Origin of the sequence: Bacillus sp. KS1, assembly GCF_020075515.1 — a bacterium.
Taxonomy (GTDB): domain Bacteria; phylum Bacillota; class Bacilli; order Bacillales; family Bacillaceae; genus Bacillus; species Bacillus velezensis.
Genome location: NZ_JACAWW010000017.1, coordinates 285,346 through 304,181 on the forward strand (window position 1 = coordinate 285,346; position 18,836 = coordinate 304,181).

The 18,836-nt window shown below is 47.7% G+C and carries 18 protein-coding genes; 4 read left to right on the forward strand and 14 right to left on the reverse strand.

Translation table 11 applies throughout. The features are described 5' to 3' along the window. Positions 1-164 precede the first annotated feature (164 nt). The 3 genes from HWY38_RS12035 to HWY38_RS12045 all read left to right on the forward strand — a co-directional run bounded on the left by HWY38_RS12035 (position 165) and on the right by HWY38_RS12045 (position 3,878). Positions 165-1,679 (forward strand): mechanosensitive ion channel, encoded by a 1,515-nt coding sequence (locus tag HWY38_RS12035; RefSeq protein WP_411908473.1) that lies wholly within the window; start codon positions 165-167, stop codon positions 1,677-1,679. 131 nt (positions 1,680-1,810) lie between these two features. Next, positions 1,811-2,245 (forward strand): nitric oxide-sensing transcriptional repressor NsrR, encoded by a 435-nt coding sequence (gene nsrR / locus HWY38_RS12040; RefSeq protein ID WP_032874275.1) that lies wholly within the window; start codon positions 1,811-1,813, stop codon positions 2,243-2,245. A 178-nt stretch (positions 2,246-2,423) separates the two neighbouring features. After that, the gene (locus HWY38_RS12045; protein ID WP_224181915.1) at positions 2,424-3,878 is read left to right on the forward strand and encodes a LysM peptidoglycan-binding domain-containing protein; all 1,455 of its coding nucleotides are present in this window, start codon (positions 2,424-2,426) and stop codon (positions 3,876-3,878) included. Positions 3,879-3,922: 44 nt separating this feature from the next. Here the strand turns inward: HWY38_RS12045 and HWY38_RS12050 are convergent, their stop codons facing one another. Next, complete coding sequence (locus HWY38_RS12050; protein ID WP_003155332.1) at positions 3,923-4,246, reverse strand: DUF3889 domain-containing protein; 324 nt, start codon at positions 4,244-4,246, stop codon at positions 3,923-3,925. A gap of 191 nt (positions 4,247-4,437) precedes the next feature. Between HWY38_RS12050 and HWY38_RS12055 the strand changes: the two genes are divergently transcribed. Continuing rightward, positions 4,438-4,680, forward strand: coding sequence for a YhdB family protein (locus HWY38_RS12055; protein WP_003155335.1), 243 nt, complete (start codon positions 4,438-4,440; stop codon positions 4,678-4,680). A 14-nt stretch (positions 4,681-4,694) separates the two neighbouring features. Here HWY38_RS12055 and HWY38_RS12060 read toward each other — a convergent pair whose 3' ends face one another. The 13 genes from HWY38_RS12060 to HWY38_RS12120 form a co-directional block, all read right to left on the reverse strand. Next, the gene (locus tag HWY38_RS12060; RefSeq protein ID WP_224181916.1) at positions 4,695-5,219 is read right to left on the reverse strand and encodes an NADPH-dependent FMN reductase; all 525 of its coding nucleotides are present in this window, start codon (positions 5,217-5,219) and stop codon (positions 4,695-4,697) included. Beyond that, positions 5,216-5,863 (reverse strand): response regulator, encoded by a 648-nt coding sequence (locus tag HWY38_RS12065; RefSeq protein ID WP_224181917.1) that lies wholly within the window; start codon positions 5,861-5,863, stop codon positions 5,216-5,218. Before HWY38_RS12065 ends, HWY38_RS12060 begins: the two co-directional genes overlap by 4 nt. After that, entirely contained in the window at positions 5,863-6,999 is a 1,137-nt protein-coding gene (locus tag HWY38_RS12070) for a GAF domain-containing sensor histidine kinase (protein ID WP_224181918.1), read from the reverse strand. The genes HWY38_RS12065 and HWY38_RS12070 overlap by 1 nt, the downstream gene beginning before the upstream one ends. Before the next feature lie 145 nt (positions 7,000-7,144). Next, positions 7,145-8,887 (reverse strand): phospho-sugar mutase, encoded by a 1,743-nt coding sequence (locus HWY38_RS12075; protein WP_130571226.1) that lies wholly within the window; start codon positions 8,885-8,887, stop codon positions 7,145-7,147. A 139-nt stretch (positions 8,888-9,026) separates the two neighbouring features. After that, positions 9,027-10,694: a glycerol-3-phosphate dehydrogenase gene (glpD, locus tag HWY38_RS12080; protein ID WP_003155341.1), complete on the reverse strand. Its 1,668-nt coding sequence runs from the start codon at positions 10,692-10,694 to the stop codon at positions 9,027-9,029. Positions 10,695-10,832: 138 nt separating this feature from the next. After that, entirely contained in the window at positions 10,833-12,323 is a 1,491-nt protein-coding gene (gene glpK / locus HWY38_RS12085; RefSeq protein WP_129091279.1) for a glycerol kinase GlpK, read from the reverse strand. A gap of 16 nt (positions 12,324-12,339) precedes the next feature. Beyond that, complete coding sequence (locus tag HWY38_RS12090) at positions 12,340-13,167, reverse strand: MIP/aquaporin family protein (RefSeq protein WP_224181919.1); 828 nt, start codon at positions 13,165-13,167, stop codon at positions 12,340-12,342. Between the two features lie 171 nt (positions 13,168-13,338). Beyond that, positions 13,339-13,914, reverse strand: a complete 576-nt coding sequence (locus HWY38_RS12095; RefSeq protein ID WP_224181920.1) for a glycerol-3-phosphate responsive antiterminator — start codon at positions 13,912-13,914, stop codon at positions 13,339-13,341. Between the two features lie 16 nt (positions 13,915-13,930). Next, on the reverse strand, positions 13,931-15,283 hold the full coding sequence (locus HWY38_RS12100) for an aspartate aminotransferase family protein (protein WP_224181921.1): 1,353 nt from the start codon (positions 15,281-15,283) through the stop codon (positions 13,931-13,933). A 243-nt stretch (positions 15,284-15,526) separates the two neighbouring features. Continuing rightward, complete coding sequence (locus HWY38_RS12105; RefSeq protein ID WP_003155346.1) at positions 15,527-17,065, reverse strand: bifunctional GNAT family N-acetyltransferase/carbon-nitrogen hydrolase family protein; 1,539 nt, start codon at positions 17,063-17,065, stop codon at positions 15,527-15,529. Continuing rightward, positions 17,058-17,747 (reverse strand): HAD family hydrolase, encoded by a 690-nt coding sequence (locus tag HWY38_RS12110; RefSeq protein ID WP_003155347.1) that lies wholly within the window; start codon positions 17,745-17,747, stop codon positions 17,058-17,060. The genes HWY38_RS12105 and HWY38_RS12110 overlap by 8 nt, the downstream gene beginning before the upstream one ends. 127 nt (positions 17,748-17,874) lie before the next feature. After that, on the reverse strand, positions 17,875-18,297 hold the full coding sequence (locus tag HWY38_RS12115) for a CBS domain-containing protein (RefSeq protein WP_007408449.1): 423 nt from the start codon (positions 18,295-18,297) through the stop codon (positions 17,875-17,877). Positions 18,298-18,427: 130 nt separating this feature from the next. Then, on the reverse strand, positions 18,428-18,823 hold the full coding sequence (locus HWY38_RS12120) for a DUF5365 family protein (protein ID WP_029325982.1): 396 nt from the start codon (positions 18,821-18,823) through the stop codon (positions 18,428-18,430). Positions 18,824-18,836: the final 13 nt, after the last annotated feature.

Genomic DNA, 18,836 nt, shown 5'->3' on the forward strand with positions numbered 1-18,836 from the left:
TCCCCCCTACTTGGACTTATTTATAATGTATGACCCCTCCTCTCAAAAGATGAAATAACAGACCGGTTTCCGGCTGAAAACTTTCGGCACATCCGCGCCGTTTGCTTTATATGTAAGTGGGTAAAACACACACCATACCCCAAAAAGAAAAGGAGCGATTCTACTTGAATACAGCAGACATGCTTACGACGTATCTCAGCAAACTCCCGAATCTGGTCATTGCACTGCTCGTCCTGCTTATCGGCTGGGGCATTGCCAAAATCATTGAAAAAGCCGTTTACAAAGGCCTGCAAAAAACAAAAATTGACGACAGGCTGTTCGCCGAAAAAAAGCCGGCGCGCTATTCCTCAGAAAAAGTCATCAGTAAAGTCATTTATTTTATCGCATTAATCATCGTTTTTATTCTATTCTTTAACATTCTGCATCTGACAACCGTGGCTTCGCCTTTTGTCAGCATGCTGTCAGCGATAACGGCGGCTGTGCCGAGCATTTTAAAAGCCGGCCTGATTCTGCTGTTGGGCTGGGCGGCCGCTTCGCTTTTCAGCTATCTCGTCAAAAAAGCGGGCATGAAACTCGCTGAAAACGGCCGGTTCAGAAAATGGACAATGGTGTCTGAAGAAGCGGAGATGAGCAGATCCGCTACGGCCGCTTCACGAATCGTTTTCTACTTCGTCTTGCTCTTGTTCCTGCCCGGCGTCTTGGCCGCTCTCCAAATCAGCGGAGTATCAGGGCCGTTTACAAATATGATCCAAAGCGTTTTGTCCTTTATACCGAAAGTATTCGCCGCGGCGCTGATTGTTTTAATCGGCTGGCTTGTTGCCCGTCTCGTCCGCGATATCGTCACAAACTTTCTGGCGAGTATCGGCACGGAAAGGCTCGCCGCACGTATGGGGCTTTCTATTTATCTGAAGGATACAAGCCTGTCGGCAATCATCGGAACGATTGTCTACGTGCTGATTTTCATTCCGGTGATCATTTCTGCGCTTGACCGGCTTGATGTGGCGGGTATTTCTGAACCGGCGTCAGCCATGCTGCACACGGTCTTCACAATGCTCCCTAATATCATCATCGGTATCGTGCTGATCATCGCCGGCATCTGGATCGGAAAATGGGTCAACAGCATTGTATCCGGGCTCTTGCACCGGGCCGGTTTCGACTCTCTTCTCGGTAAAATGGGCTTTGAACAGGCGGGTACCCCGAAGCTGACGCTTTCTCAGACGGTCGGCATGATTGTTCAGATCATCATCGTCCTGCTCTTTACGGCAGAGGCGCTGCAGCTTGTCCATCTTGAATTTCTCGTTGTTATCGCAACAGGTATTATCGCTTACCTGCCTAATGTTCTGGCCGCTGTATTTATTCTCGGAATCGGGCTTTTGGCCGGACAGCTCGTCAGCAGGCTGCTTGCCGGCATGCTGAGCGGAAAGGAATTCAGATTCCTGGCGCCGCTTGCGAAATATACCATTATCACTCTCTCAATCTTTATGGCGCTGGATCAGCTCGGTGTCGCCGACACGATCGTAAATGCCGCGTTTATTCTGATTCTGGGCGGTTTCGCGCTTGCCTTCGGACTTTCATTCGGTCTTGGCGGAAAAGAATTTGCCTCCCGTTATCTCGCAAAATTGGATCGTAAAATTGAAAAACATCAATCGGCTGACGATCGTAAGCCGCCGATGTCTTAACAAAAAAACGTGTGCTCAGAAGGAGCGCACGTTTTTTTTTGAGTTAAAGGGGCAAATTCCTTTTTTTTCATTTTAGATTCATATATGATAGACTGTAACAGAAGCAAAATCTCTTTTTCCGAGGTCATTCTATGAAATTAACGAACTATACCGATTATTCTTTACGCGTTTTGATTTTTTTGGCTTCCAAACATTCCGACGAACTTTCCAACATAAAAGAAATCGCAGATACTTATTCCATCTCTAAAAACCACCTCATGAAAGTCATTTACCGCCTCGGCCAGCTCGGGTATGTCGAAACGATCCGGGGCCGGGGAGGCGGAATCCGATTAGGAATGACACCGGAAGACATAAACATTGGAGAAGTCGTTCGAAATACAGAAGACGACTTTAACATCGTAGAATGCTTTGACTCCAAAAAAAATCTCTGTATCATATCTCCCGCCTGCAACTTAAAGAACCTTCTGAATGAAGCCCTGCAAGCTTACTTGGCCGTTTTAGACAAATATACGTTACGGGATCTGGTCAAAAACAAAGAGGAGATTATGAGACTGCTCAGAAGCTGAAGGAATGTCCGCATTCCTTCTTTTTTTATGCCGGCGTAAGAAAAAAGGACTATTTCTATTAATATGATAAACGATTGCAGACAAGTGCCGATATAAAGATTATCATTACTGATATCCTCACCTTGCGGCTGCAACGAATGGGGATAGTAAAATCATCGCAGGAAAAGGGAGATTCATTATGAAAAAAAAGGTAGCGGTCGGTTTGACTGCATCTGCGATCGTCGGGTCTACGTTAGCTGTAACACCGGCAGAAGCACAAACGATTAAGGTTAAAAGCGGAGATTCATTATGGAAGCTTGCCCAAAACTACAATACAAGCGTGGATGCCATTACATCAGCGAATCATCTAAAATCCACCGTTATTTCTATCGGGCAGACGCTCAACATTCCTAACGGCAAATCAGATTCCGGCAGCTCAAAGCCATCTTCAAAGAACAGCGGCACGACTAAAAGCGTTTATACAGTGAAAAGCGGCGACTCGCTGTGGCTGATCGCATCTGATTTTAAAATGTCCGTACAGGAACTGAAAAAATTGAACGGTCTGACAAGCGACTTAATCCGCGCCGGACAGAAGCTGCAAGTGACGGGGAAAGTTTCCTCAAGCACCGATCAGAAAAAAACCACACCGGGCAGCAGCTCAAACAGCAGCAAAAAGCAGTCATCATCTTCCGGGACGTATAAAGTCAAACTCGGCGATTCACTATGGAAGATCGCAAACAGCGTCAATATGACCATTGCGGAACTCAAAGTATTAAACAACTTAAAAACGGATACGATCTACGTAAACCAAGTCCTGAAAACAAAAGGAACGTCTTCTTCGGGAAACACGCCGTCAAAAGACAATTCAAACCAAAATAAAAACCAGACACAAACGTCATCTTATACAGTAAAAAGCGGAGACTCACTCTGGAAAATCGCAAACGCATACAACATGACGGTTCAGCAAATCAGAAGCATCAACAAACTGACGTCAGACATGCTGCGGGTCGGACAAGTGCTTAAGCTGACAAAAACGTCATCTTCCGGCTCTTCGTCTTCACCGTCAACTCCGAACCAGTCCGGAGATACAGGGAAAACCACTACATATACCGTGAAAAGCGGGGATTCTTTATGGGTGATCGCCCAAAAGTTCAATGTGACCGCCCAGCAGATCCGCGAGAAAAACAATCTGAAAACAGATGTTCTTCAAATCGGACAAAAGCTGACGATTACCGGGCAGCAGACAAACACAACACCGAATCAGTCCGGCAACACAGGCGGCACAGGATCAACAAGCGCGAAGATTAATGTAATGATCGATGCCGCAAAAGCTCAACTGGGCGTACCGTATGTATGGGGCGGGACAACGCCGAGAGGCTTTGACTGCAGCGGTTTCATTTATTACGTTCTCAATAAGGTCACTTCTGTATCCAGACTTTCAGCCGCAGGCTACTGGAATACGATGACATCAGTCAGCCAGCCGGCGGTCGGTGACTTTGTCTTTTTCTCAACTTATAAAGCCGGACCTTCCCACGTCGGTATTTATCTCGGGAACGGCCAGTTTATTAATGCCAACGATTCGGGTGTCGTTATTTCCAGCATGAACAATTCCTATTGGAAACAGCGCTACCTCGGCGCAAAACGTTTCTTCTGATATCTGACAAGCTGTACGGCCTCAATTAGGCTGTGCAGCTTTTTTTACAGTCTGAAAATATTAATGCTGATCACATGTTTTGTCACCGGATGGAAATACACTTCAGCACGGGATGAAAACGTTTCTTTTGCTGTTTGCACCGTTACGCGAAACACATCTTTTGTCTGTTCCCGGTTCACTTTTGTACGGCCCATGTACGAATAATCGGTAAGCTCGGCCCCCTTGTATTCACGTTCAAGCTGGTTCCATGCGAGCTGCTCCCATTTTTCAACTGATGGATCAAGGTGTTCTGTATGCCCTTTTTCAGCGATAGAGGCAATGAGAATGCCGCAAAACAAGAGGGCAAGCGCAAATGGAAGGGATTTCATCTTTATGTTCTCCTGAGTCGTTTTTTGTCAATCTTAGCGTGTCCAAAGAAGAGACGGATATGCGGTTTTATTTTATGTCTCCCTCATATTGCTATGCCGCAGTGATAAGGACACCAACTTTTCCCCCGTTGCATCCGGGCTTCAGCGGCATAAACTAACGGAGAACTTCTCATTGAAAGGAGAAGCGTTAGATGGATCATGCCGATTATGACAAAGCCTTGTATTACACACACCGGTCTCAATGGGACAATTTGTTAATATTGATGGTTCGTACAAAAGATGATTTATTATCAAAGCGTATTGAGCACTTTCTGCACGCGTATCATTTCGAATATGATCATGCGGTGCTTGAAAAAGAGCTGTATTCTCTTCTCGGGTATATTGATCATGCGACAGAGCTCGCTTATGAAGATCAATTAGCCATGCTGACATAAAAACAATCCCGGCGTCAGACGCCGGGATTTCTTGTGTTTGTGAACATATTCAGCTCTTCGATCATCTCTTTCAGGCTGACCGCCATATCCTCAGATACGGTCCGGCGCTCCAAGTCAATGTGAATCGGGTCTAAGACCAGCTGTTTCGGGATGACATTTGCATAAACGCCCCGCATGACCGTCCGCATATTCGCCAGCGCGTTCATGCCTCCTTTTCCTCCGCCCGCCGCGGCAATGATTGCCACCGGTTTGTATGCCCAGTGATCGCTGCTTAAAAAATCGATGGCGTTTTTTAAAGCGCCGCTCATGCCGCTGTGATACTCGGGAGATAATAAGACGACGGCCGCCGACTTTTTCACCTGCCGCCTTAACTCTTGCACTGAAGGCAGCTCGTTCTGTTCTTCTTCACCGTTATAAAGCGGCAGATCACTTTCGCTCAAATCAACATAATCGGTATGAAACCGATCTCTGATATAAGAAGCGGCAATTCTCGTCCGCCCGTTTTTTCTCGGTGTTCCGCTGATCACTAATATGCTCATGATTTTACCGCCCTTCCAAAAACATTATATTTTACCGCATACAATGCCGCCTGCGTCCGATCGGAAAGATTCAGCTTTGACAGCAGGTTGGACACGTGGGTCTTCACTGTTTTTTCTGAAATAAACAGTGCCGCCGCAATTTCCTTATTGCTTTTTCCTTTGGCTATTTCTTGAAGAACATCTTTTTCACGGGGGGTCAGCTGATAATATTTTTCCTTATCCTGATCATCCTGAACCATATGGGTCAGCACGTGAGGCACAATATCCGCCGACAGCCGGTAACGTCCGGAATATACTTCCCGGAGCGTTTTTACTAAATCATCGGGCTGGGCGTCTTTCAGCTGATACGCTTTTGCGCCGGCTTTAAGGGCGGGAATGACATGCTCCTGATCAGAATAGCTCGTCAAAACGACGATACTGATGTCCGGAAATCGTTCAGCCGCAATTTTTGCCGCTTCTATGCCGTCCATATCAGGCATTGATAAATCCATCAGAATGATGTCCGGCTCCGTCTTTTCAGCTTGCTGAAGCGCTTCAGCACCGGTGGACGCCTCACCGACAACTTCAATGTCTTCCTGAGTGGCGAAGAAATAGCGCAGTCCTTTGCGGACAACGTGATGATCATCAGCAATCACAATTTTCATCAATCAGACCTCCTGTCCCGAAACGGAAGCCGAACGGAAACAATCGTTCCGGCGCCAAGCTCGGATTGCAATGTAAAGCGGCCTCCGATTGCTTCGGCGCGCGCTTTCATGCCGGCCACACCGAGCGATGGGAGCACAGCATGCGCATCAGCGCTAAAGCCCGCTCCACGGTCGCTAATGTGAAGCTCAGCGCAATCCGGCTTTTTAACGGCGGAAATGATAACCCGGTCCGTTCCCGCATGCTTTTTACAGTTATTCAAGGCTTCCTGGGCGATCCGCCAAAGCGCGTGTTCCTGTTCATCTGTAAGTTCCAGCTCATCCTCCATTTCACAAACGGCTTCCAGGCCGATAAGAGCGGCATAGCTTTTGATCGACGCATACAGCCCTTTCGTCAAACTTTCCGGCTTCAGCTGCCAAATAAGCGCCCTCATTTCTGTTAGCGCATCCTGAGACAGCTCTTGAATAAACGTAATCATCTGCCGGAGCCGATCATCATTTGTAAAGCTCTTTGCGGCTTTTGCCGTTAAGCTGACAGAAAACAGCATCTGATTGACGGAATCATGCAGCTCTTGCGCAAGTCTGCTTCGTTCCACCAACAGGGCGTTCTGCTGCTCAAATTCGGCCAATTTCATCCGCTGAATCGCCGTTCCGATTTGAAATGCAACCGCTTCAAGCAGATGCAGTTCTTCTTCGTTGAAAAATGTCTTTTCGCTTGCGGCGACGTTTAATAAACCGAACTTCCGGCCGCCGTCCTCAAGCGGTACGGTCGCATGATGGGTAATGCCCTCCGTATCGCGGCAGTTCGTCGTCTGTTCGGCAAATTCAATCCGTTTACAATTCATTATGTTTACGGCCTTTGTCAATCCGCCATTGCTGAATTTGGTCAGACAATAGCATTCCCCGCTGCACATGAGTGCATTTTCCCGCTGACCGAGAGCCGGCGGTAAATAAGCGGATGCGGCGAGCGTATAAGATCCGTCCGGCTCAATCAGAAAAATCCACCCTGTCTGCAGCCCGGTCAGGCTGAGCAGTTCGCGGAGCACTTTATCAAGCGCTTCCTTTAAATCGTGGCTTTGGTTTAAGGTTTCCGCAATCGCTTTTAACGTTTTTAACGTTTCTACCGTCGTTTTCGTCAATTTCCCTCACTCCGGCCAATCAGAATTATCCATATTATATCAATTCTTTTCTGTATATTCCTTTGTTTCCAGCATGAATTTTCCTCATACTTTCGGATGAGACGTATAAAAAAACCGCCGGATGTCGCTTCCGGCGGTTTGTTGTTTATTTCGTTTTTTCCACTATGCCATCCACTGTTTTCATGACGGCTTCAGATAATGCGGCAAGACGCTGTTCGCTGTCTTGTAAAGAAGTTCCCTTCACAGCGAAATAGAACTTCACTTTCGGCTCCGTTCCCGATGGACGAAGACAGAACCAAGAGCCGTCTTCAAGGAAATATTTCAGGACATTTGACTTCGGCAGATCAATATCCTCTTCATGATGATCGGCAAATACAGTCCGTTTTCCCGTTGAATAGTCTTCAGCCTGCGTGATTTGTTTTCCGGCCATCTGCTTCGGCGGATCGTTTCGGAAGGAAGTCAGGATAGCGGAAATCTGCTCGGCTCCCTGTTTTCCTTTTAACGTCAATGACTTCAAGCCTTCACGGTAATATCCGTATTCTTTAAAAATGGACAGCAGCGCGTCATAAAGCGACATGCCCTGCTTTTTATAAAAGGCGCATACCTCGACGGCTAACAGCGCAGCCTGGATCGCGTCTTTGTCACGCGCGAAATCGCCGATTAAGTAGCCGTAGCTTTCTTCATACCCGAACTGGAACGTGTATTGGCCTGATTTTTCATATTCTTTGATCTTTTCACCGATAAATTTGAAGCCTGTCAGCGTGTCAACCGTATCTAATCCGAACGATGAAGCGACGGCGCGGCCCAATTCGCTCGTGACAATCGTTTTCATGACGACACCGTTTTCAGGAAGGGTGCCCTGTTTTTTCTTCTCGGAAAGCAGGTAATGCAATAAAAGCGCGCCTGTCTGGTTTCCCGTCAGCACTGTGTACTTGCCTTCGCTGTTTTTCACGGCAATGCCGAGACGGTCGGCATCCGGGTCCGTAGCGACAAGAATATCAGCGTTTTGTTCTTCTCCGAGCTTAATGGCATATTCGAATGCCGCGTGCTCTTCCGGATTCGGCGATTTGACGGTTGAAAAATCCGGGTCCGGCAGCTCTTGCTCCTTTACGACGGTGACGTTTTTGTAACCGAGTGCTTCAAGACCGCGGCGCACCGGTTTATTTGCCGTGCCGTGCAGCGGAGTGAACACGACGCTGACATCCACTTCATCCGAAAGCTCGGGATGTACGGAGATGGAAGTCAGTTCTTCAGTATACGGTTTATCAATTTCTTCACCGATTATTTTAATCAAACCTTTTTCTTTCAGTGACTGTTCATCTTCAACTTGAATCGTTAATTCATTTTCTATGGCATTCACTTCCGCAATGACGATGTCCGCTTCTTTCGGCGGCAGCTGTGCGCCGTCATCGCCATACACTTTATATCCGTTATATTCAGGCGGGTTATGGCTGGCCGTCACGACGATACCGGCATAAGCGTTCAGCTTTCTCACCGCAAAAGACAGCTCAGGCGTCGGGCGGAGCTCATCAAATACGTATGTTTGAATGCCTTGGGAAGCAAGAGTTTTTGCAGCTTCCATCGCAAACTCAGGAGATTTATGACGGGAGTCGTATGCGATCGCAACCCCTCTTTTTTTCGCGTCTTCCCCCTGTTTCGCGATATACGCCGCAAGTCCGGCGGATGCTTTGCGGACCGTGTAAATATTCATCCTGTTCGTACCCGGTCCGATTTCTCCTCTCATGCCTCCTGTTCCGAACTCAAGATTTTTGTAGAAAAAATCTTCCAGCAGCTGCTCGTTTCCTTCTGCGTCCGCCAATAATTTTTTCAATTCTGAATCTAATTGTTCGGCCTGATTCCAGCGTTCGTAACTCTTACTCCAACTCATGTTCGTCCTCCTATAATTTCAGCTTATGACCATATTTTAATATGAAGCGGCTGCCCGTGTCACTTGATAACTTAACCAAATGCTTTATGTAAACAGATAAAAGAAGGGCTCATGCCTTTTCGGCACAGCCCTCCGGTTATTATTGTTCGAGCGGAACAACCGCGTCGTGCAGCAGCGTATTTAACCACTCAGTGTGTTTTTCTTTCGTTTCGTCATTCCATTGGAATCGGTCGCTCATGTAATCAATCACGGCCGTTTTATACGTTTGCACCCATTTGATGTCGAAGAACAGTCTTCCCGTTCTGCGGACGAAGAAATCGGCAGGTGTCGCAGCCATTTCTTCTTCGATGCTGTAAGCTGCTTCAGCCAAAATGTGAACCGGAATCTGGCGTTTTTCCGCTTCGTCTTTCAGACCTTCAATCCGGCTGAATACATTTTCAACGTTAGAGCCGTATCTGATGGCTAACTGCTTAGCGGTTTCCTGTGATAAACCGATTTTCAAGCCATCTTTTGTCTTTGCTTCCACAAATGACTCGAAGTTTTTAGAGCCGCCGACATGTCCGCCGGAAATCGGCATCGTCTTTGTCTTGCAGCCGCCGAAGTCCTGGCCGCCCTCTTCTTTCAAGCGGTCGCGGACAAGATCGACAATGTGCTCAGCCATTTTACGGTAGCCCGTCAGTTTTCCTCCGGCGATCGTAATCAGGCCTGATTGAGATGTCCAGATTTCATCTTTACGGGAGATCTCAGACGGGTCTTTCCCTTCTTCGTGAATAAGCGGTCTGAGGCCGGCCCAGCTTGATTCAATATCGTCCGCCGTAATGTTCAGTTCCGGGAACATATAATTGATGGAGCTGACGACATAATCGCGATCCTGCACCGTCATGCGCGGGTGCTCAAGTTTTTGTTTGTAAACCGTATCGGTCGTACCCACGTATGTTTTTCCTTCACGCGGAATGGCGAACACCATCCGGCCGTCCGGCGTATCAAAGTACACCGCCTGTTTAAGCGGGAATACGGATTGGTCGAATACGAGATGGACCCCTTTTGTGTGCTGAAGATGTTTTCCGCTTTTGCTGTGGTCTTTTTCTCTCAGCTCGTCGACCCACGGACCTGTCGCATTAACGATTTTTTTGGCGTAAACTTTGTATTCCTTGCCTGACAGCAGATCTTCAATTAAAACGCCGACAACTTTTCCTTTTTCATAAAGCAGTTCTTTCACTTTAGAATAGTTGACAGGCTCCGCACCGAATTTAACGGCTTCTTTCATGACTTCAATCGTCAGTCTCGCATCGTCCGTCCGGTACTCTACATAATAGCCTCCGCCTTTTAAGCCGTCTTTTTTGACGAGCGGCTCTTTTTGCAGCGTTTCTTTAGCAGACAGCATGCTTCTGCGCTCTGATTTTTTCACCCCTGCTAAATAGTCGTACACACGCAGGCCGATGGAAGTAGAGAATGAACCGAACGTGCCGCCTTTATGAAACGGCAGCAGCATCCATTCCGGCGTCGTGACGTGCGGGCCGTTTTCGTACACGATGGCACGTTCCTTACCGACTTCTGCAACCATTTTGACTTCAAATTGCTTCAGATAACGCAAACCGCCGTGGACAAGCTTTGTAGATCGGCTTGATGTGCCGGCCGCGAAATCCTGCATTTCGCTCAAAGCGACTTTCATTCCCCTTGAAGCAGCGTCAAGCGCCGTACCGGCACCCGTAATACCTCCGCCTATAATAAACAGATCGTATGTTTTTTTAGTCATGTCTTCCAGCATATGATCCCGTTCCAAACTTGAAAATTGGTGATTCATCATTACGTTTCCTCCTTGTTGTCACGGTATAGAAAAAGAGACCACAACAGCCAAAGCGCATGTCATCACTTTGGTGCTGTGGTCTCTCCTCATCTCAGGACCGTTCCTATTAACTTGTTTTAAGTATACCACATTTTTATCTTATTTAAAAGCCATAGCTGCATTTACTGCTTTTTTCCATCCGCCGTACAATTCATCACGTTTTTCATCTTCCATATCCGGTTTGAATTGCTTATCAAGGTTCCATTGATCAGCGATTTCAGTGCTGTCCTTCCAGTAGCCGACAGCGATTCCGGCCAAATACGCGGCACCGAGCGCCGTCGTTTCATTAATTTCCGGACGTTCGACCGGCACATCAAGCAAGTCGCTCTGGAACTGCATGAGGAAATTATTTTTTACCGCTCCGCCGTCTACACGCAATGTTTTTAAAGAGATGCCTGAATCAGCTTCCATGGCATCAAGCACATCTTTCGCCTGATAAGCGAGAGATTCAAGCGTAGCCCGGATAAAATGCTCCTTCGTCGTTCCGCGTGTCAGGCCGAAAACTGAGCCGCGCACGTCGCTGTCCCAGTACGGTGTGCCTAATCCGACGAAAGCGGGCACGACATAAACACCGTCAGCGGAATCCACACGCTCTGCGTATGTCTCGCTTTCTTTTGAATCCTGGAACATCCGCATGCCGTCTCTCAGCCATTGGATGGCAGAACCTGCGACAAAGATGCTTCCTTCCAGTGCATACTCGACTTTTCCGTCTAATCCCCAGGCGATTGTCGTCAGAAGGCCGTGATCAGAAGTGATGGCTTTTTCTCCGGTATTCATCAGCATAAAGCAGCCTGTGCCGTATGTGTTTTTCCCCATGCCTTCTTCAAAGCACGCCTGGCCGAACAGCGCAGACTGCTGGTCTCCGGCCGCTCCCGCAATCGGAATGTTTTTACCGAAGAAATGATAATCAACCGTTTTCGCGTACACATGAGAAGACGGTTTCACTTCCGGCAGCATTGATTTCGGCACGCCTAAAATATCAAGCAGCTCGTCATCCCATTTTAATTCATGTATATTAAACATCAGCGTTCTTGAAGCGTTGGAATAATCCGTTACGTGCGCCGCCCCTCCGGACATTTTCCAGATGAGCCATGAATCAATCGTTCCGAACAGAAGATTTCCGTTTTCCGCTTTTTCCCGCGCGCCTTCTACATTGTCAAGAATCCATTTGACTTTCGTTCCTGAGAAATAAGGGTCGATCAAAAGTCCCGTTTTTTCTCTGAATGTATCATTATATCCTTTTTCACGAAGCTCTTCGCAAATGCCGGATGTTTGTCTCGATTGCCACACAATCGCATTGTATACCGGCTTTCCGGTATCTTTATCCCATACGACCGTCGTTTCCCTTTGGTTCGTGATGCCGATGCCGGCAATTTGATCAGCGCTGATTCCGGACTCGGAAATTACAGTCGCGATAACGGCGAGCACCGATCCCCAGATTTCGTTCGCATTGTGCTCCACCCAGCCCGGCTGAGGGAAATGCTGTGTGAATTCCTTTTGAGCGGAATGCACGATTTTTCCTTCTTTATTAAAAAGAATCGCTCTTGAACTTGTTGTGCCTTGGTCAATTGATAAAATATAGGTCTCCATGATGCCGCTCTCCTTTTTAAATATATTCAGAATTTGATAATGTTTTCTGTGATTGAGATTTCTTGGTATAAATATAGAGTATGAAAAGCACTACAATCATTATAACGCTTACAAACCAAAAGCTAGGTGTCACATTTCCTTTAAACGCAGCATTGTAAAATACGCCGCCGAACGCACCGCCCATGATCGGACCGACTACGGGAATCCAGGCATATTTCCAATTTGACGGCCCTTTTTTCGGAATCGGCAGAAAGGCGTGAGCGATTCTCGGCCCCAAATCCCGCGCAGGGTTGATCGCATATCCGGTCGTCCCTCCAAGAGAAATCCCGATGGCAACGATGAGGAATCCGACAATCAGCGGGTTCAGCCCTTTTGTAAATTCATTCGCTCCGATTGCCAAAATGCCGAGCACAAGCACAAACGTACCAATGACTTCACTTATCATATTCCCAAATGTATGAGGAATACTCGGGCCGGTCGAGAAAACGCCCAGTTTGGCGGCCGGATCATCCGTCGCCTTCCAATGCGGCAGATAATGAAGGAACACAACAACCGCACCGATCATTGCTCCGATCATCTGTCCTGCAATATAAACAGGGACCTCTTTCCAAGGAAAGCTGCCTTCAAGCGCAAGGCCTATCGTTAAAGCCGGATTCAAGTGGGCGCCGCTGATGCTGCCGACGGCATATGCCGCCATGGCTACTCCCAATCCCCAGCCGAATACAATAACAATCCATCCGGATTGGTATGAAAGCGATTTCTTTAAATTGACTCCCGCACAAACGCCGCCGCCGAAAATAACAAGCAGCATTGTACCGATTACTTCTCCCCAAAATGCTGTCATCATCATTCCTCCTAAATGACAAAATAGCAGGTTTGACAGAGTTATAGAGAATAAAAACCCACAACAAACCGCTTTACGCTTTATTGCTTCCGTAAAGAGCTGTTGTGGGTCTCCGGATCTCCATCACATAGTATTAACCTAGGTCTATTGTAACAACGGGTGTAAGCGGTGTCAATCTTTTTTTGTCATAGAATGTTCATATTTAGCCCATAGTTCGGTGTCTGAAGTCGTCACGGCCGTGGCTCCTGCCTGCAAGGCGTTTTCAACGTCCTGCTCCGTGCGGATGAAGCCGCCGGCAAAAATAGGAATCCCCGTCATTTCTTTAATTTCTCTGATTAAAGTCGGAACAATGCCCGGGAGAACCTCGATAAAGTCAGGCTTATGCTTTCCGACGAATTCCATGCTTTTCTCCATGGCGCTCGTATCCAAGAGAAACAGACGCTGGATCGCGTATATTTTCTTTTGTTTCGCTTTGACGATGACTGATGATCTCGTCGAAATGATGCCCGCGGGTCTGATGTCCTGACAAATGAACTCCGCACCGTATTCGTCATGCTTAATGCCGTGAATTAAATCGACGTGAACCATCAGAAGTTTTCTGTGTTTTTTTGCTTCATTCACGACACCTTTTAATTGACCGAGGTGGATATCTAAAATGACGCCGTATAAGAACGGACTCTCTAAAAATGCATCGAATTGCTTCATGTTCCGGATTGCCGGTAGAATCTGCTGGTTGTGAAAACTCATGTTTTACTCCTTTACATTAAAAATCAATGCTCAGCACGCTTTCCTTGACGGTCGAAATGATAAAAGAGAGCTCCTCGTCCGACAGGCAAAAAGGCGGAGACAGCTGAATGACATTATTATATCCCGCTACAGTATCACCATTTTTCCCGACAAGCAGGCCTTTTTCTCTGCACGCGGTAATGACGTGCTGCACAAGGGCGGCATCAGCGGGTTCCTTCGTGATTTTGTCCTTGACGAGCTCAATGCCGGCAAGAAGGCCCTTGCCCCGTACATCTCCGACCGCCGGATGTTCTCTGAGCGGCTCAAGCTCACGGAGCAGCCTTTCTCCAAGCTCCCGGGAGCGGGCGATCAGATTTTCGTCCTCCATCAATTGCAGGTTTTTTAAAGCCAGGGCGCAGGCTGCCGGATTGCCTCCGAATGTATTCACGTGCCGGAAGCGGCCGTACGGCTCACCGCCCGAATACGCCTCAAAAATCTCCCGTTTTACTGCCGTTGCCGACAGCGGCAGATAAGCGCTCGTAATGCCTTTTGCCATTGTGACGATGTCCGGTGAAACGCCGTAATGCTGAAATCCGAACGGCTCTCCCGTGCGGCCGAAACCGCAAATGACTTCATCACTGATCAGAAGCGCGCCGTGGCGGCGGCAAATGTCCTCTACCTTTGCCATATACCCGTCCGGGGGCATCAGTATCCCTCCGCCTGTAATAATCGGTTCCATAATCACGCCGGCAATCGTTTCGCTTAATTCCCACGTCATGATCCGGTCGATTTCATGCGCGCTTTCCAATGTGACGGCATCGCCGGGATTCCGATAAAGATCAGGCGGCGCCGCGTGCAAAAAACCTTGTGAGAGCGGCTCATATTTATATTTTCTCTGCGCCTGGCCGGTAGCGGCGAGCGCCCCCATCGTATTGCCGTGATAGCTTCTGTACCGGGAGATGAATTTGAAGCGGCTGTGATCGCCGTTTTCAATGTGGTATTGGCGGGCAATTTTGAACGCGGTTTCATTTGCTTCCGATCCGCTGTTGGAAAAGAAGATCACATAATCGCCGCCGAGCCATTCATTCAATTTTTCCGCAAGCTCAATCGCAGGTTGATGGCTTTGGGTCAGCGGATAATAAGGAAGCTCCTTCAATTGGCTGTAAGCCGCATCGGCAAGCTCCTTTCTCCCGTATCCGATATTGACGCACCACAGGCCTGACATACCGTCCAAATACCGTCTGCCGTCAATATCCGTAACCCAGGCGCCTTCCCCTTTTTGGACGATTATGCTGTCATCCGGCTCCGCCCCTTTCATCGCGTGCCAAATCAGCTCTTTATCCTTTTGTTTGAGTGACTGATTTTTTTGTACATGTTCCACACCGCTCATCTCCCTTTCAATATCATTGCACTGTATCGAAAGCTGCCCGGCTTCTGACGCCGATTCTCTTGGTGAAGTTTTCCTCTTAATAAGAATATAAAGGCGCGGCATGGGCGAGTCAATAAAGCGGCGGCAATTAAAAAAACGCTTTCTCCCAGAAAGCGAAAGGGCTACAAGAGCATATCCCGAAACCGGGGCCGGTGCAAGTGTTTTTATAAAAAAACCCGCCCCTTAAGCGGAGCGGGCGTTTTTTTATTTCAGGTGCGTAATCCGGTAAATATCTTTGCGCCGGTCTTTCAGCTGGCGCACGGTTCCGTTTTCACGCTGCCTTCTTAAGATTTCAAGGTCCACGTCCCCAATCACGACCATTTCGATATTCGGATTCGTTTCACCGACGATTCCGTCTCTGGCAAATTCAAAATCAGACGGAGCAAAAATGGCTGACTGCGCGTATTGAATATCCATATTTTCTGTTTGCGGCAGGTTTCCGACCGTACCTGAGATGACGGTGTAAATTTGGTTTTCAACCGCTCTCGCCTGAGAGCAGTACCTTACGCGCAAGTAGCCTTGGCGGTCTTCAGTACAGAACGGCGTAAAGATAATTTTCGCCCCTTGATCCGCGGCAATTCTCGCAAGCTCCGGAAATTCGATATCGTAACAGATCTGAATGGCGATCTTTCCGCAGTCCGTATCAAATACGCGCACCCTGTCTCCGGCGCTGATGCCCCACCATTTCCGCTCATTCGGCGTAATGTGAAGCTTATATTGTTTTTCAATCGTGCCGTCACGTCTGAATAAGTAGGCGATGTTATAAATTTTCCCCTCTTCTTCAACGAAGTGGGAGCCGCCGATGATGTTGACATTATATTTCACCGCGAGATCTGTAAAGAGGCTGATATAGTCCTCGGTATATTCGGTAATCCTCTGAATGGCCAGACTCGGAGAACGCTCCTCGAGAAATGACATGAGCTGCGTTGTGAAAATCTCCGGAAATACCGCGAAATCAGATCTCGCATCGGAAGCCACATCGACATAATATTCAACCTGATTGGCAAATTCCTCGAAGGAGTAAATCTTTTTCATTTCATATTGAATGACGCAGATGCGCACCGGAAATGCCGATTTGTAATAGCGCTTTGACTGCGGCAGGTAATCGACATTGTTCCATTCCATTAATGTCGCATATTTAATGGACGCGGTGTCATCCGGGAGATAATTCGGATTGATCCGCATGAGCGTAAATCCGTTCATCAGCTGGAAAGAAAGCACCGGGTCATAAATCTGATGGCGCGTCACCTGTTCGACATAGGCTCTCGCCGTCATTTCTTCCGCATACTTATGATAATTCGGAATCCGCCCGCCGATAATGATGCTTTTCAGATTCAATCGTCTCGCCAAGTCTTTTCTCGCCTCATACAGCCGGTGTCCGATTTTCATCCGTCTGTATTCCGGGTGAACCATTACCTCAATCCCGTACAGATTCAATCCGTCCGGGTTGTGGTTCGTGATATAACCGTCGTCTGTAATGTCCTGCCACGTGTGGCGGTCATCATATTCATCGAAATTGATGATCAGGCTTGAGCATGAACCGATAATTTCCCCTTCATACTCGGCGCAAAACTGACCTTCCGGAAAGTGCGCGAGATGGCTGATTAAATGCTCAGGCTCCCACGGCTCCATCCCCGGAAAACAATCCTTTTGCAGCTCAATAATTTTGTTGATATCTTTCTCTTCCATATTCCGTATGACCATTTTCTTTTCAAAACGGGTCAGATCAAGTTTCTCAGACAATGCTGCTTCCCCCTGCCGGTTCGTTTTGATCGTTCAATCGCTGTAAGAGTAATTCAAGTTCCATTTCAGCCATCGATTCCAGTCTGTGATCGTATTCTTCAAACAACAGGGCGCTTGTTACCTTATTCGGCACGATGACACATTTCATGCCGGCCCGTTTGGCTGCGATTGAGCCGTTGACCGAATCCTCAAAGGCCAGACATTCAGATGGTTCAACGCCTAAATGTTCCGCAGCTTTCAGATAGAGCTCCGGATTCGGCTTCACTTCTTCTACGTCGTCAGCCGTCTGAATCACTTCAAATTCATCAAACAGCCCTAATTCCTTCAGATGACCCGACACCCATTTAAAATCTGAGCTGGAAGCGAGCCCCACCTTCAATCCTAATTCTTTTGCCGCGGCTAAATAAGCCTCCACCCCGGGACGCGCCGTTTCCGTCTTCATCCGCTGTTCGAAGCGCCCGCGCCTGATCGCCGTCAGTTCATCATGATCGAGCTTTCTTCCCAGCTGCTCCTCTAAATATGCGAACGGCTTAAAACCCGCGGCCGTTCCGATCACCTTTCCCCAGACGGATAAAGGCAATGTTGAACCGTGTTCTTCAAACATTTCCTGCAGCACTTCATATTCATGGGTTTCTGTATCTAAAATTAACCCGTCAAAATCAAAGATTAATGCTTTTATCAATGGTTACAGCTCCTTTAGCTAAACGTACTGACCTATGTATACACTATACCGTGAATTTCTTTCGCGTTCAAAATGTAACATTCTGACGGAAAGAAGAGCCTGCATAAGTGCAAGCTCTCTTCATCCGTTACTGTGTGTTTTGACTGGAAATATTGGAAAGAGCCGCTCCCGCAGACTCATTTGAACGCTGATCAACCGCTAAGTCTCCAAGCGCAACGATCCCGACCAGATGATTTTGATCGACAATGGGAAGGCGGCGGATTTGGTGTTGGGCCATCAGATGTGACGCCTCTTCAAGACTCATTTCCGGGTTTCCGGATACAACTGCAGAAGACATCACGTGTGAAACAGGTGTTTGGCCGTCGCGGCCTTGAGCCGTTGTTCTCAATGCGATATCACGGTCTGTCAGCATTCCTTTTAATTCCCCTCCGTCAACGACGGGAATTGCTCCGACATTATGCTGGTGCATCAGCGCAGCCGCTTCCTGGATCGTTTGATTGGGAGAAACGGTAGCCACGTGGGTAGTCATTGATTGTTTGATTGAACTCATTGTAAAGCACCCCTTTCGACATTTATTATGCTCGGGGATTTGTCTCAATATAAAGGGAGTTAGAGGAAAGAAATTGTGGTATCATGTCAAAGAAGCAAAAAAGAGCCTGTAAAAAGGCTCTTTACACCCGTCAGATCAGCCTTCTGCGACCGCAGGCTTCTGATCCGGCACCTGTCTCGAAATCATCATAGGTAAACGGAAAATTCATTCCGCATTCGTTCAGCAAAGCGCAATTTTTATCAAACAGCGCCCGCTCTTTGACGTCATATACCGGGTGCGGCTTTGACAGCATGATATGTACCGTTTGCAGACAAGCCATTATTTGAAACGCTTCTTTTAAAGTTCCTTGGTAACGTTGGTTTTGTAATGATAATACGCCCCTTTTTTTAAAGCGCTGAATTTCCAGTTCGGAGAAATAAAGAGGAAAGACATTTTGAAACAATTCAGAGGAAAGCTCTTGTATCGCGCTTTCTTGTCCGTCAGTCGCTGCGTTCACAATTCTCACATCAATCACCTTTCTTGCCATGTGAATATCCTTA

What these genes read in the sequence shown, in the direction of transcription:
- nsrR (WP_032874275.1), top strand. Translation starts at nt 1,811, where the DNA reads ATGAAATTAACGAACTATACCGATTATTCTTTACGCGTTTTGATTTTT.
- HWY38_RS12045 (WP_224181915.1), top strand. Translation starts at nt 2,424, where the DNA reads ATGAAAAAAAAGGTAGCGGTCGGTTTGACTGCATCTGCGATCGTCGGG.
- HWY38_RS12050 (WP_003155332.1), bottom strand. Translation starts at nt 4,246, where the DNA reads ATGAAATCCCTTCCATTTGCGCTTGCCCTCTTGTTTTGCGGCATTCTC.
- HWY38_RS12055 (WP_003155335.1), top strand. Translation starts at nt 4,438, where the DNA reads ATGGATCATGCCGATTATGACAAAGCCTTGTATTACACACACCGGTCT.
- HWY38_RS12060 (WP_224181916.1), bottom strand. Translation starts at nt 5,219, where the DNA reads ATGAGCATATTAGTGATCAGCGGAACACCGAGAAAAAACGGGCGGACG.
- HWY38_RS12065 (WP_224181917.1), bottom strand. Translation starts at nt 5,863, where the DNA reads ATGAAAATTGTGATTGCTGATGATCATCACGTTGTCCGCAAAGGACTG.
- HWY38_RS12075 (WP_130571226.1), bottom strand. Translation starts at nt 8,887, where the DNA reads ATGAGTTGGAGTAAGAGTTACGAACGCTGGAATCAGGCCGAACAATTA.
- glpD (WP_003155341.1), bottom strand. Translation starts at nt 10,694, where the DNA reads ATGATGAATCACCAATTTTCAAGTTTGGAACGGGATCATATGCTGGAA.
- glpK (WP_129091279.1), bottom strand. Translation starts at nt 12,323, where the DNA reads ATGGAGACCTATATTTTATCAATTGACCAAGGCACAACAAGTTCAAGA.
- HWY38_RS12090 (WP_224181919.1), bottom strand. Translation starts at nt 13,167, where the DNA reads ATGACAGCATTTTGGGGAGAAGTAATCGGTACAATGCTGCTTGTTATT.
- HWY38_RS12095 (WP_224181920.1), bottom strand. Translation starts at nt 13,914, where the DNA reads ATGAGTTTTCACAACCAGCAGATTCTACCGGCAATCCGGAACATGAAG.
- HWY38_RS12100 (WP_224181921.1), bottom strand. Translation starts at nt 15,283, where the DNA reads ATGAGCGGTGTGGAACATGTACAAAAAAATCAGTCACTCAAACAAAAG.
- HWY38_RS12115 (WP_007408449.1), bottom strand. Translation starts at nt 18,297, where the DNA reads ATGAGTTCAATCAAACAATCAATGACTACCCACGTGGCTACCGTTTCT.
- HWY38_RS12120 (WP_029325982.1), bottom strand. Translation starts at nt 18,823, where the DNA reads ATGGCAAGAAAGGTGATTGATGTGAGAATTGTGAACGCAGCGACTGAC.